The organism is Steroidobacter sp. (genome assembly GCF_036402275.1).
Classification (GTDB): domain Bacteria; phylum Pseudomonadota; class Gammaproteobacteria; order Steroidobacterales; family Steroidobacteraceae; genus Steroidobacter.
Genome location: NZ_DASWTF010000050.1, coordinates 35,257 through 48,124, shown reverse-complemented (window position 1 = coordinate 48,124; position 12,868 = coordinate 35,257). Strand labels below are relative to the sequence as shown.

Annotated in this window: 10 protein-coding genes; 6 read left to right on the top strand and 4 right to left on the bottom strand. The window is 62.1% G+C overall.

Annotated features, from left to right (window positions below):
• Positions 1-2: 2 nt before the first annotated feature.
• Positions 3-1,262 carry an FAD-dependent oxidoreductase gene (locus VGD45_RS29250; RefSeq protein ID WP_331158938.1) on the top strand — a complete coding sequence of 420 codons (1,260 nt, stop codon included), beginning with the start codon at positions 3-5 and terminating at the stop codon, positions 1,260-1,262.
• A gap of 15 nt (positions 1,263-1,277) precedes the next feature.
• Positions 1,278-2,939, top strand: coding sequence for an amidohydrolase (locus tag VGD45_RS29245; RefSeq protein WP_331158937.1), 1,662 nt, complete (start codon positions 1,278-1,280; stop codon positions 2,937-2,939).
• Here the strand turns inward: VGD45_RS29245 and VGD45_RS29240 are convergent.
• Entirely contained in the window at positions 2,936-3,700 is a 765-nt protein-coding gene (locus tag VGD45_RS29240; protein ID WP_331158936.1) for an N-formylglutamate amidohydrolase, read from the bottom strand. The two genes, VGD45_RS29245 and VGD45_RS29240, sit on opposite strands and share 4 nt — an antisense overlap.
• Positions 3,701-3,828: 128 nt before the next feature.
• Here VGD45_RS29240 and rocD point away from each other — a divergent pair, with 128 nt between their 5' ends.
• The 3 genes from rocD (at position 3,829) to VGD45_RS29225 (ending at position 6,951) form a co-directional block, all read left to right on the top strand.
• On the top strand, positions 3,829-5,031 hold the full coding sequence (gene rocD / locus VGD45_RS29235) for an ornithine--oxo-acid transaminase (protein WP_331158935.1): 1,203 nt from the start codon (positions 3,829-3,831) through the stop codon (positions 5,029-5,031).
• Between the two features lie 155 nt (positions 5,032-5,186).
• Entirely contained in the window at positions 5,187-6,437 is a 1,251-nt protein-coding gene (locus tag VGD45_RS29230; protein ID WP_331158934.1) for a DUF1624 domain-containing protein, read from the top strand.
• A 148-nt stretch (positions 6,438-6,585) separates the two neighbouring features.
• Positions 6,586-6,951 carry a PRC-barrel domain-containing protein gene (locus tag VGD45_RS29225; protein ID WP_331158933.1) on the top strand — a complete coding sequence of 122 codons (366 nt, stop codon included), beginning with the start codon at positions 6,586-6,588 and terminating at the stop codon, positions 6,949-6,951.
• Positions 6,952-7,090: 139 nt separating this feature from the next.
• On the opposite strand, the gene VGD45_RS29220 is transcribed toward VGD45_RS29225, so the two are convergent.
• The 3 genes from VGD45_RS29220 to VGD45_RS29210 are packed head-to-tail and all read right to left on the bottom strand — an operon-like array spanning position 7,091 to position 11,003.
• A complete protein-coding gene (locus tag VGD45_RS29220; protein ID WP_331158932.1) occupies positions 7,091-9,382 on the bottom strand; it encodes a xanthine dehydrogenase family protein molybdopterin-binding subunit in 2,292 nt (763 codons plus the stop codon).
• On the bottom strand, positions 9,382-10,371 hold the full coding sequence (locus VGD45_RS29215; protein WP_331158931.1) for a xanthine dehydrogenase family protein subunit M: 990 nt from the start codon (positions 10,369-10,371) through the stop codon (positions 9,382-9,384). Before VGD45_RS29215 ends, VGD45_RS29220 begins: the two co-directional genes overlap by 1 nt.
• Entirely contained in the window at positions 10,368-11,003 is a 636-nt protein-coding gene (locus tag VGD45_RS29210) for a 2Fe-2S iron-sulfur cluster-binding protein (RefSeq protein ID WP_331158930.1), read from the bottom strand. The genes VGD45_RS29215 and VGD45_RS29210 overlap by 4 nt, the downstream gene beginning before the upstream one ends.
• 229 nt (positions 11,004-11,232) lie before the next feature.
• On the opposite strand from VGD45_RS29210, the gene VGD45_RS29205 reads away from it, so the two are divergent.
• Positions 11,233-12,852: an alpha-glucosidase gene (locus VGD45_RS29205; protein ID WP_331158929.1), complete on the top strand. Its 1,620-nt coding sequence runs from the start codon at positions 11,233-11,235 to the stop codon at positions 12,850-12,852.
• Positions 12,853-12,868 lie beyond the last annotated feature (16 nt).

Below are 12,868 nucleotides of genomic sequence, written 5' to 3'. Positions count from 1 at the left end.
TCGTGACCAAACAAATGATCACCCGTCGCACCGTGGTCGGCTCGCTGGCGGGCGCTCTGGCTGCCGCCACGGTCGTCGCCGGTAATCGAGCCGCGGCTCAAACTCCTCCAGCGCCGCGCGCGGGCGATCGATGGGACGTGGTCGTGATCGGAGCGGGCGTGTTCGGTTCCTGGTCGGCGTGGAAGCTGCTCGAGCAAGGCAAGAAGGTGTTGCTGGTCGATGCTTGGGGGCCGAGTCATGCACGCGCCTCGTCGGGCGGTGAATCGCGGCTGACGCGCACCGAATACGGCGGCGATGAGATCTACACCCGCTTCGCGTGGGAATCGCTGCCAGACTGGATTGCGTTGTCCAAGAAGGCCGAGCTGCCGATCTTCCAGCCGGTTGGCGCGCTTTATATCTATCGGCAGGAGCCGGCTACCTTGGCCACGAGTCTCGCCCTCAATAAAAAGCTCGGTGCTCCCATGCAGCGAATCGAGCGCGCGGAGTTGCTGAAGCGATATCCGCAGCTCGGGCTCGACGGCATTCAGTTCGGAGTTCTGCAACCGACGATGGGTGCAATCATGGCGCGGCGCGGCGTGCAGACTGTCGTGAAAGAGTTTGTCGCCGAAGGAGGAACGTACAAGCAGCTGGCGATTCAGCCGCCAAAGTCTGGCGCAGCCCTGGACGTCATCACCAGCACGAGCGGCGAAACGGTGCGCGCCAAGCAGTTCGTGTTCGCCTGCGGCCCTTGGCTGCCGAAGCTGTTCCCCGACGTCATCGGTACTCGCATTGTGCCGACGCGACAGGAAGTGTTCTTCTTCGCGCCGGAAGCGGGCGATGTGAGATTCGATCCGCCGCAACTGCCGGCGTGGGTGGACGCCGACGAGCCGGGCATTCCGTATGGCTTCCCGTCGCTGGAGTCACGCGGCTTCAAGATCGCCATCGACGCGCACGGCCCGCGTGTCGATCCAGATACGAACGATCGCATCATCTCGGCAGAAGGCTTGAAACAAGTGCGCGCGTACCTGGCGAGGCGCTTCCCCGGCGTGGCCAAACGTCCGCTGTCCGAATCGCGCGTGTGTCAGTACGAGAACAGCGACAACGGCGACTTCATCATCGACAGGCATCCCAAGTGGCAGAACGTGCTGCTGGTGGGCGGCGGCTCAGGTCATGGCTTCAAGCATGGTCCCGCGGTCGGGAGCTATGTCGCCAACCTCACAACCGGTAAGCTGCCCAGGCCCGAGCCGCGGTTTGCGCTGTCGGCTCACAAATATCAGGGCTAGCGCCAGGGAGCTTTCGTGCCACGAAGAATCATCCAGGCCACGCTGGCCGCGGTCCTGTTGCGCTCGGCGAGCGTCTTGGCAGCGCCCGACGCCATTTATTTCAACGGCAACGTATGGACCGGTGACGCTCGACAACCCAAGGCCCAGGCGCTGGCCATCGATGACGGCAGCATCGTCGCGGTGGGCAACGACGTCGACGTGCGTAAGCTAGGCAATGCGAACACGCGTGCCGTGGACCTGAAAGGTGGGTTCGTCGTGCCAGGCTTCATCGACAATCACGTGCACTTCATCAACGGTGGCCTCGCGCTGGCGCAGGTCGACCTGCGTGACGCTGCGACTAAAGCGGAGTTCGTTCAGCGTATCGCTCGAGCGGCTGCGAAAACTCCCAAAGGACAGTGGCTCAAGGACGGCAATTGGGATCACGAGACATGGGGCGGCGAGTTGCCGACGCGCGATTGGATCGACCGGGACACGGCGAATACGCCCGTATTCGTGTCGCGGCTGGATGGTCACATGGCGCTGGCCAATTCGCTCGTGCTGAAGCTCGCGGGCATCGATGAGAAAACGCCCGATCCCGCCGGCGGCGCCATCGTGCGAGACAAGAACGGCCGACCCACCGGCATTCTCAAAGATGCGGCCATGTCGCTCGTGAGCAAAGCGATTCCGCCATTGTCGGATCAAGAGCTGCAGCAAGGACTGGAGCGCGCCATGGAGCATGCAGTCGCTCGTGGCGTCACTCAGGTGCACGACATGGGCGGCGTGGAAGACTGGCGCGTGCTCGATCTCTATCGACGCACCAAGGCCAGTGACAACCTGCGGCTGCGTATTTATTCCTTCGTGCCGCTCGCCGAGTGGGGGAAGGCTGCCGAGTACAAGAAGCGCAACGGCACGGGTGACGCATGGTTGCGCTGGGGCGCGCTGAAGGGCTTCGTCGACGGTTCGCTTGGCTCGACCACGGCTTGGTTCCACAAGCCGTATGACGATGCGCCCAACACCACGGGCCTGACGATGATCGATCCAGAGCAGTTGGGCGCGCAGATCGTGGCGGCGAGCAAGGCTGACTTACATGTCACCGTGCACGCGATCGGCGACCGCGCCAACGATTGGCTGCTCGACGCTTTCGAGAAAGTGGAGCAGTCCGGGCCGAAGAAAGCCTGGCGTTTCCGTATCGAACACGCACAGCATCTCACGCCTGCCGCGATCAGGCGTTTCAAGCCATTGGGGGTGGTCGCATCCATGCAGCCCTATCACGCCATCGACGATGGTCGCTGGGCCGAAAAGCGCATCGGGGCGGAGCGGCTCAAGGGCATGTATGCGTTCCGTTCGCTGATCGATTCGGGCGCGCATCTCACGTTCGGATCCGATTGGCCGGTGGCGCCGCTCGATCCTCTGACTGGCATCTACTCCGCGGTCACGCGTCGCACCCTCGACGGCGCCAATCCGAACGGCTGGCAGCCGCAGGAAAAGATCACGGTCGCGGAGGCGCTGCGCTCTTATACGGCGGAGAATGCCTGGGCGGGCTTTCAAGAAAGCAAGGTGGGCGTGCTGAAGCAGGGCGCATTGGCGGACTTCGCGGTGCTGTCCAAAGATCTGTTCGCCGTGCCGCCGACCGAGATTGCCAATGTGAAAGTTGTCCGAACCGTGGTGGGCGGGCGCGAGGTGTACGTCGCGCGTTAACTCAACGATTCGACCGAGCGCAGCGCCTGTTCCAGCTTAGCCGTCCAGACTTCGACGCCATCGGGATCCGCAATCAAGTCGTTGCGGATCTCGATGAGCACGGCGGGGTTACCCAACTGATCGCCATGCACGACCAGCGCGTAATCAGCCTCGGCGCTCACGCCATAAGGAACGTTTGCGTCGACGTTCAATAGCGGATCCTTGCTCAGCTGCGCGATGAGCCCCTGGCCGAGCGCTTGCGCTTTGTCGAACAGCACACCGGCGTGCCACGAGCGTTGCTGGCCCAGGTACACGGGCGTGAAGCTGTGCACGGCTACCAACACATTGCGCCGGCCGTCGGCCGTGCGTTGCTCCAGATGCGCGCGGAGCCGATCCTGAAAGGGATGAAAGATCATTTGCTGACGGCGTTCCCTCTCCGCGGCATCCAACGAGAGATTGCCAGGAACGTCCGTGGCCTCCGAGCGCAACGGAATACTGTCGGCGACATGCAGCGGGCGATTCAAATCGATCAGCAGCCGGGAGTAGCGGCCCAGGAACGCCGAAGCATTCAGGCGCTTCGACAATGCGCGCGTGACATCCGCGGCCCCGATGTCCCAGGCGATGTGACGAGCCAGTTCCTTATCGTGCAGGCCAAGCTGCCGGTACTCGGGCGGAATGTAATTGGACGCGTGCTCGCAGATCAGCACGAAGGGCGAGCGGCCCGATTCGTTCAGGACTTCAACCGCCGCGGGCCATTCGATTGCGCGGGCTTCGGACAGCATTTAGCAGATCATTGACATCGAGGGGCGGCCCCCCTGTAATCCTTGATAATCACTTATACCTTGCTCGGGGAGCGTGCGCGAGGTTACTGGTAAAGGTCAGCCATTTTGGCACACGCCGGTTCGCCGCCATGAATCTATCTGCTAACGATCTGTACGCCATCGAGTTCCGTCTCGGTGCGCGCAACTATAAGCCGCTGGACATCACATTGACTCGCGGCGAAGGCGTCTGGGTCTGGGACACCGAAGGCAAGCGATATCTCGATTGTCTGTCGGCTTACTCGGCGCTCAATCAAGGTCATTGTCATCCGAAGATCCTCGCCGCCATGACGGAACAGGCGCAACGGCTGACGCTAACATCTCGTGCATTCCGCAACGATCAGCTGCCGCTGTTGTATCAGGATCTGGAAAAGCTCACCGGCGCAAAAATGATCCTGCCGATGAACAGTGGTGCGGAAGCCGTGGAGTCGGCGCTCAAGGTGACGCGCAAGTGGGGTTACGAAGTCAAAGGCGTGGCGCCGAACGCAGCGAACATCATCACGTGTTCCAGTAATTTTCATGGCCGCACGCTCGGCATCATCGGTTTCAGCACCGATCCTCTGGCGCACGGCAACTACGGCCCGTTCGCGCCGGGCTTCAAGACAGTCCCGTTCGGCGACTTCGATGCGCTGGCGGCGGCCATCGACAGCAACACGGTGGCGTTCCTGGTCGAGCCCATTCAGGGCGAGGCAGGCGTGCTGATTCCGCCGGCGGGCTACTTCAAGCGCGTGCGTGAGCTGTGCAGCGAAAAGAACGTCGTGCTGGTGCTCGATGAGATCCAGACCGGGCTGGGGCGCACCGGCAAGCTGCTCGCGCAGGAGCACGAAGACATCCAATCCGATCTCACCTTGCTGGGCAAGGCGTTATCAGGCGGCTTCTATCCCGTATCCGCAGTGCTGGCGAACAACGACGTGCTGCGAGTGTTGCAGCCGGGCACGCACGGCAGCACGTTCGGCGGCAATCCGCTGGCGTGCGCCATTGCACGCGCGGCGCTGCGAGTGCTCGTCGAAGAGGGAATGATCGAGAACGCGCGAGTGCAGGGTGAATATTTCCTCAAGCAGCTTCGCATCATCAACAGCGATCTGATACGTGAGGTGCGCGGTCGCGGCCTGATGGTCGCGGTGGAGCTGCACCCGCACGCCGGCGGCGCCTACAAATATTGTGAGCGACTGCGTGACAAGGGCCTGCTGGCCAAGGACACGCATGTCAACACGTTGCGGCTCGCGCCGCCGCTGCTCATCAAACGCTCGGAGATCGACTTCGCCTGCGAGGCGCTGGCGGACGTGTTCAAGTAAGCGATTCTCGCGCTCATTGCCCATTTGTCTCGCCGCGCAATGGCTTGCGCAAGTCACCAACGCTGACCAAAGTATGTACAGTGGGCGCTTGGAATATGCGCCAATGAAGGTCCCGGAGATTCCTCCGGGGATCCCTCGACATATGGAGTGTCAGCATGGACCCAAGCGCCCAGGCGTCGGCTGTTGCGCCTGAATTCGTCGGCCGCAACGATGCCGCGTTAACCAGTGCGAATCAAACCGCGCTGACCCGCTCGGGTGCATTGCGCCTGGACGCCATCGATCTGCTGCGCGGTCTGGTTATCGTGCTGATGGTGCTGGACCACGTGCGTGACTTCGTGCATGAGCCCGCGTTCGTATTCAGTCCGACGGATCTGACCCAGACCACTCCCATCCTGTTCATGACGCGTTGGGTCACGCACCTGTGCGCGCCCACGTTCGTGTTTCTTGCCGGCGTGTCCATTTTCATGCAGCGGGCTAACGGCAAATCGCCGACGGAGCTCAGCACGTTTTTGTTGACGCGGGGGTTGTGGCTGATTCTCCTCGAGTTCACCGTCATCGGCTTTGGCCTCAACTGGGGACCGCCGCTGGCATTCATGCAGGTGATCTGGGCCATCGGTGCGAGCATGGTGCTCATGGCGGCGCTGGTGCGCCTGCCGGCAACCGCAGTGCTGGCCATCGGTGCTGTGATAGTAGTTGGCCATCAATGGGCGGCGTCGCTGGTCGATGCCGCGCGGCTCGGCTCGTGGACGCAGGCCTGGTTCATGACCATGCAGCCGGGCCCGACTTTGTTCTTGCGCGGTTTCATTCCGTATCCGGTAATCCCGTGGTTCGGTGTGATGTGTCTCGGCTACGGCTTGGGTTTCATTTTCCGTCAGCCCTCCGAGCGTCGGCGTCGCAGTGTGCTTACGCTCGCGCTGTGTTTGCTTGCGGCATTCGTCGTGCTGCGCGCGATCAATGGCTATGGGGATCCGGCGTCCTGGTCAGTCAAGTCGAGCGCGATCATGACGGTGTTGTCGTTCATCAATGTTTCCAAATATCCGCCGTCGCTGCTGTACGTGCTGGCGACGCTTGGCGTGTCAATGCTGTTGTTCCTTGCGCTGGAGCGGTTGACCGGACCATTGCGGACGTTCCTGCTTGCGTTCGGCCGCACGCCGCTGTTCACCTATGTGCTCCACATCTATGTGGCGCATAGCGTCGCGCTGCTCATCGGCGTGCTCGGCGGATTGCCGGCGTTCTGGTACTTCGATTTCCTCTCGAGATTTGCTGGCGCGAAAGTGGGGTACGGCTACACGCTTCCGGTGGTCTACGTCACGTGGGTGGCCGTGTTGCTGATGCTCTACCCAGTCGCTTCGTGGTTTGCGCGAGTGAAGCGTGAGCGCCGCGATTGGTGGCTGAGTTACTTGTAGACGACGCGTCTACAGCGCGACGGCAACGTCCGCATCGCGATGTGTAATTTCGCCGTCGGGTCCGCTCCGACGGCGGGCCAGCGACTTCCCAGGAACTCCGTGGAGCTCCAGTCATTGAGTGGGCAAAGCCAACCCAAAGGAGCATGCCATGCCTACTGCAAGCGGACACACCAAGGCGATACGCGCCAAGAAGGTGATCGGCACCGCGGTGAAGGATCCTTCTGGCAAGAAGATCGGCGAGATCGAAGATGTCGTGTTGGACAAGACCTCCAACAACATCATGTTCGCCGCCGTCAGTTTCGGTGGCTTCCTCGGCGTGAAGGAGAAGTACCATCCCATTCCGTGGAGCCTGTTGAAGTACGAGGAAGACGAGAGCGGCTACGTGGTCAATCTGACCAAGGATCAGCTGCAGGCCGCGCCGGCCGACTCGATTGCCGAGTTGACCAAGGACGACGGACTGGCTTATCGGGATCGAGCCTTCGATTACTACCGTTCACCCCGCTACTGGGAATAAATCCCTCCCATTCGGGTGGAGACCTCATGGTCAGGACTGAGTAAGTATCGAAGGTGAGATAGCTGGTGAGTTGCGACTGAGCATTCACCAGCGCAGTGCGAGCGACCCCCGGAACGAGGGTCGCTCGTTTTTTTTTGGATCAGGTGGAACCGGTGTCCGGCAGGCCGCCGAGCACCTTGTCGAGCGTGATGGGGAATTTCCGAACGCGGATGCCAGTGGCGTTATAGACGGCGTTCGCGAGCGCGGCGGCCACGCCGACGATGCCGACCTCGCCGAGCCCCTTGATGCCGAGCGGATTGGCGTAAGGCTCCTGCTCCTCGAGACAGATAGCGTCGATTTGCGGAACGTCGGCGTTCACCGGCACGTGATACTCGGCGAGGTCGTGATTCACGAAGGAGCCGTCGCGCGGGTCGACGATGGACTCCTCGGTGAGGCCCGCGCCGATGCCCATGATCATGCCGCCGATCAGTTGGGAGCGCGCGGTCTTCGGGTTGAGAATGCGTCCGCTACCGAACACGCCGAGCATCCGTCGTACGCGAATCTCGCCCGAGTCGATGTCTACGCCGACTTCGGCGAACTGCGCTCCGAATACGTGCGACGAATATTTGGCGGGCTGTTGAGCGCCCTGATGTTCGCCCTTGCCTTCGACGCCCGCGGGCGCCAGACGCGACAGTACGGCTGACAACGGTTCGGATTTATCGCCTGCAACGACGTGGCCATCTCGCAAAGCGATGGTGGCTGCATCGGCTCCGGCTAGCGGTGAGCGCCGATCCTTCGTGGCCAACTGCGCGATCTGAGCGCGCACATGCTCGCAAGCGAGCAGGGTCGCCGATCCAGCACTCGCCGCACCGAACGAGCCGCCTGAGCCCGAGGACTTCGGCAGTTTGCTATCGCCAAGCTCGACCGTGACTTTCTCAGGCGCAAGACCGAGGCTCTCCGCAGCGACCTGCGTGAGCACGGTGTAACTGCCGGTGCCGATATCGGTCATGTCCATTTTCACAACGGCTGTGCCGTCGGCGTTGACTCGGACAGCAGCTGCGGATGGACGCATATAGGTAGGAAACATTGCACTCGCGACACCATAGCCCACCAGCCAGCGGCCATCGCGCAGCGTGGCGGGGCGTTTGGGCCGCGTCGACCAGCCGAAGCGTCGCGCGCCCTCGCGATAGCACTCGACCAGCGAACGACTGGAGAAGGGCAGGTGCGTCTCGGGGTCGTCCTTCGGTTCGTTCTTGATCCGCAACTCGATCGGATCCATGTCGAGCGCCACGGCCAGCTCGTCCATTGCACATTCCTGCGCCACGCTGCCCGGCTCCTCGCCGGGAGCGCGCATGATGTCGGAGGACGGCAAGTCCAGTATCACGCCCCAGTGACGATGCGCGCGATTGGGAGCTGCGTACATCACGCGGCTGAACGCGGCCGTCTGTTCGATGAACTCGTCGAATGGCGTGGTCTGCGACCATACGTCATGAGCGATCGCCGTCAACACGCCATCTTTCGTGGCCCCGAGACGCATCCGCTGCAAACACTCGGGCCGATGATTGGTGTTGGCGAACATCTGCGGACGAGTTTGCGCGACCTTCACCGGCCGCCGCACGACCTTCGCACCCAAAGCGGCCAGGACGGCCTGGGCATGCAGCGGCACTTTGGAGCCGAAGCCGCCGCCGATGAACGGCGTGACGACGCGTACCCGCTCGGGTGGAATCTGCAGCGTCTTGGCAATCGACGAATGCGCCGTGGCTGCAATCTGCTGGCCCGAATACAGCGTGAGCTGGTCGCCATCCCACACCGCCTGGGTCGCATGCGGCTCCATGGGCATGTTGTGCTCGTGAGGCAGGTGATAAGTCACATCGATCTTTACCGGTGCGGCGGCGAACGCGCCATCGAAATCGCCTTCGGCGGTGTCCGTCTTCATGCCGGCATTGACGCCCTTGGGCTTGTACGCCTGCGATTGGCTGGCGGCCAGATCGAATTTCGCCTGCGCGTCCTTTACATAGCGAACCTCCACCAGGCCGGCCGCATGCCGCGCGGCCTCGTACGTTTCGGCGATCACCAGCGCCACCGGCTCGCCGTAATAACGAACGTCGGGTGAGAACAAGAACGGCTCGGAGCGGTCGAAGCGGTTCGCGCCATTCTCGCGAGGATGGGGCGGCGCCTGTTTGGGTGCGTTCTGATACGTGAGCACGGCAAGCACGCGCGGCGCTGCTTCGGCGCGTGACGTATCTATTCCCGAGATGCGACCTTTGCCGATGCCTGCGCCCACTATGAATCCGTAGGCCGTGTCCTTGAGGCCTCGATACTCGTAGGAATATTTGGCGCGGCCGGTGACCTTCAGTGGGCCGTCGACGCGGTTCATGGGTTTGCCGATCAATCCGCCGCGGTTTTCCTCGACCGGGTTGATGGCAGGACTGAGAGGCGAGCGATTGACCATCACGCTGCTCCTTCGATGCCGGCCACATCCGCCAGCGTGCGTGTGAGCACGCGTTGCGCGAGTGGTATCTTGAAATCGTTACCGCCATGACCTTTGGCTGAGCGAAGCGCGGCTTGCGCCGCCGCCGCAAAGCTCGCCATGGATGCGGGCTTGCCTCGCAGCGTCTTCTCTGCCTCGACTGCACGCCATGGCTTATGCGCGACGCCACCCATTGCGATTCTTGCGTCACGCACTCGTCCTGCATCGACGCGCACGATCGCAGCGACCGAGACCAACGCGAAGGCATACGAAGCACGGTCACGAACTTTGCGATAAGTCTGATTGCCGGCGGGCGGCGCGGGTAAGACCACGGCCGTGATCAACTCGCCGGGCTTCAGCGTCGTTTCGATGTGAGGTGTGTCGCCGGGCAGTCGATACAGATCGCCGATGGGCAACGTTCGTTTCGAGCCGTCCGGCAATAGCGTTTCTATCGAGGCGTCGAGCGCGGTGAGTGCGACCGCCATGTCCGATGGATGCACGGCGATACACGAATCGCTGGCGCCAAGAATGGCGTGAATGCGATTGAAACCTTGCAACGCTGCGCAGCCCGAGCCGGGCTCTCGCTTGTTGCAGGGTTTCTCGGCGTCATAGAAGTAATAACAGCGCGTTCGTTGCAACAGGTTACCGCCCGTGGACGCCTTGTTGCGCAACTGGCCGGATGCGCCGGCGAGCAACGCTTTTGCCAGCACGGGGTAGCGCTCACGAATCAAAGGATGCGCGGCAAGGTCGCTGTTCGGCACTTGTGAGCCGATCCGCACGCCGTCGCCGGTGGCCTCGATCTGTCGCAGCGGCAGGCGTGTGATGTCCACGAGATGCGCGGGTTTCTCGATCTCGAGTTTCATCAGATCGAGCAGGTTGGTGCCGCCTGCGATGTATTTCGTGCCGGGCTGCGCGGCGGCCTTCGCGGCGCTGCTCGCATCGAGCGCTCGTTCGTATGTGAAGGGCATCATGCTTCGCCACCTCGTACCGCTTGAATTGCAGCAACGATGTTCGGATAAGCCGCGCATCGGCAAATGTTGCCGCTCATGCGCTCGCTGACTTCCGCATCGGTCAATGTGACGCCACCCGTGAGGTTGGCGCTCACATGGCTGGGCCAGCCATCCGCCGCTTCTTTGAGCATGCCGATGGCCGAGCAGATCTGGCCCGCCGTGCAATAACCGCATTGAAAAGCGTCGTGCTCGATGAAGGCGGCCTGCATCGGATGCAGATCGTCCGGTGCGCCCACGCCTTCAATGGTCGTGATCTGGTCGCCGTCATGCATGATGGCCAGCGTCAGGCAGGAGTTGATGCGTCGGCCATTCACCAGAACGGTGCAGGCGCCACATTGGCCGTGGTCGCAGCCCTTCTTGGTGCCCGTCATTCCCAACTGTTCTCTCAGGGCATCCAGCAGCGACGTGCGTGTGTCGAGCGTGAGCGCATGTGTCTGATTGTTGATGCGCAGGTTGACGGTTACGTTGACTGGCTGTGCGACTTTGACTTCGGCGCCGTCGGCGATGGCGGGCAGATTTGCGATCACGCCGACTGCGACACCGCTTTTCAACACGGTGCGGCGGTCGATACTCAACGAAGGTTCGTCACTCATGGCGGATTCCTGAGCTGGCTGACGGGTGGGCGAGCGAGCGACACGATTCAACGGATCATGCGTGAGCGAGTTCCCCGGGGCCTTGCCTGTTCCTGTCGCGCCGTTGCCCCATCCTGTCGTCCCGTCTCTGGCTGCAATCATGTCCAATGAATACGTATGCAGACCGTCGAGCTCGGCGGGGTGCTTTGAGTAATCTTTGCGCGTCGAAAAGCAAAGGGGGCCGGGGTCAATGACAGTACCGCCATGGTGGCGTGGCGCGGTGATCTACGAGATCTACCCGCGCAGCTTCGTTGACAGCAACGGCGACGGCGTCGGCGATCTGCCCGGCATCTTGCAACGCTTGGACTATGTGGCCGGCCTCGGCGTGGATGCGATCTGGATCGCGCCGTTCTTTCGCTCGCCCATGGCGGACTTCGGCTACGACGTGGCCGACTATCGTGCGGTCGATCCGCTGTTCGGCGCCATGGCCGATTTCGACCGCCTGCTGGCGCGCGCGCACGAGCTCGGCTTGAAGGTGATGATCGACCAGGTGCTCAGTCACACGTCCATCGAGCACGAGTGGTTTCGGGAAAGCCGCCAGAGCCGCGACAATCCCAAAGCGGACTGGTACGTGTGGGCCGATCCCAAGCCGGACGGCACGCCGCCCAACAACTGGCTGTCGATTTTCGGCGGCGTTGCGTGGCGTTGGGAGCCGCGGCGGCGGCAGTACTACCTGCACAACTTCTTGTCGTCACAGCCGGATTTGAATTTCCATCAGCCCGCGTTGCGCCGGGCCGTGCTGGATAACGTGCGCTTCTGGTTGGATAAGGGCGTCGATGGCCTGCGGCTCGATGCGGTGAACTTTTGTTATCACGATCTGCAGCTTCGAGATAATCCGCCGAAGCCCGCTGGCGAGCGCCGCACTCGCGGATTCAGCCCAGAAAATCCGTACGCTTATCAATACCACCGTTACGACAACACGCAGCCGGAGAATCTGCAGTTTCTCGCCGAGCTGCGGGCGCTGCTCGATCAGTATCCGCATACGGCTTCCTTGGCGGAGATTTCTTCTGAAGACTCGATTGCGACGACGGCGGAGTACACGGCCGGCGGTCGCTTGCACATGGGGTACAGCTTCGAGTTGCTCTCCGAAGAGTATTCGGCTCGGCATATTCGAGCAGTCGTCGAAGGTTTCGAGGCGAAGCTGTTGGAAGGTTGGCCGTGCTGGGCGTTCTCCAATCATGATGTGCGTCGCGTCGTCACTCGTTGGGGCGGCCAGAACCCGTCACGGCATCTTGCCAACCAACTCATCGCGTTGCTGTGCTCGCTGCGCGGCTCGGTTTGTTTATATCAGGGCGAAGAGCTCGGCCTGAGCGAAGCGAGCGTGCCATTCGAGTCGCTGCGCGATCCTTATGGCATCGCGTTCTGGCCCAATTTCCCAGGGCGCGATGGATGCCGCACGCCCATGCCATGGAATGGCAGCGAGCACGCCGGCTTCAGCTCGGTTCGGCCCTGGCTGCCGGCGCCTGCGGAGCATCGTGCGCTGAATGTCGAGGCTCAGCTGACGGACCGGTATTCAGTGCTCAACAACACTCGCGCATTCCTGCATTGGCGCAAGCGTCATCCGGCGTTGCGCTGGGGTGACATCAAGTTCATCGATGTGCCGGAGCCGCTATTGGCGTTCACTCGCTGCAGCGGCGATTCGCGCTTGTTCGCTGCGTTCAACCTCTCGCCCGAACCGAGGCAGGCCGACGTTGAGTTGCCCTCAGGAGCTCGGCAGATCGACAGCGTCGGGATATTGGCGGGAGAGCTGAGAGGCGCGCGTCTCACGTTGCCGGGACACGGGGTGGTGTTCGCGCAGGTTCCATCATGAATACGTATGCATAGCG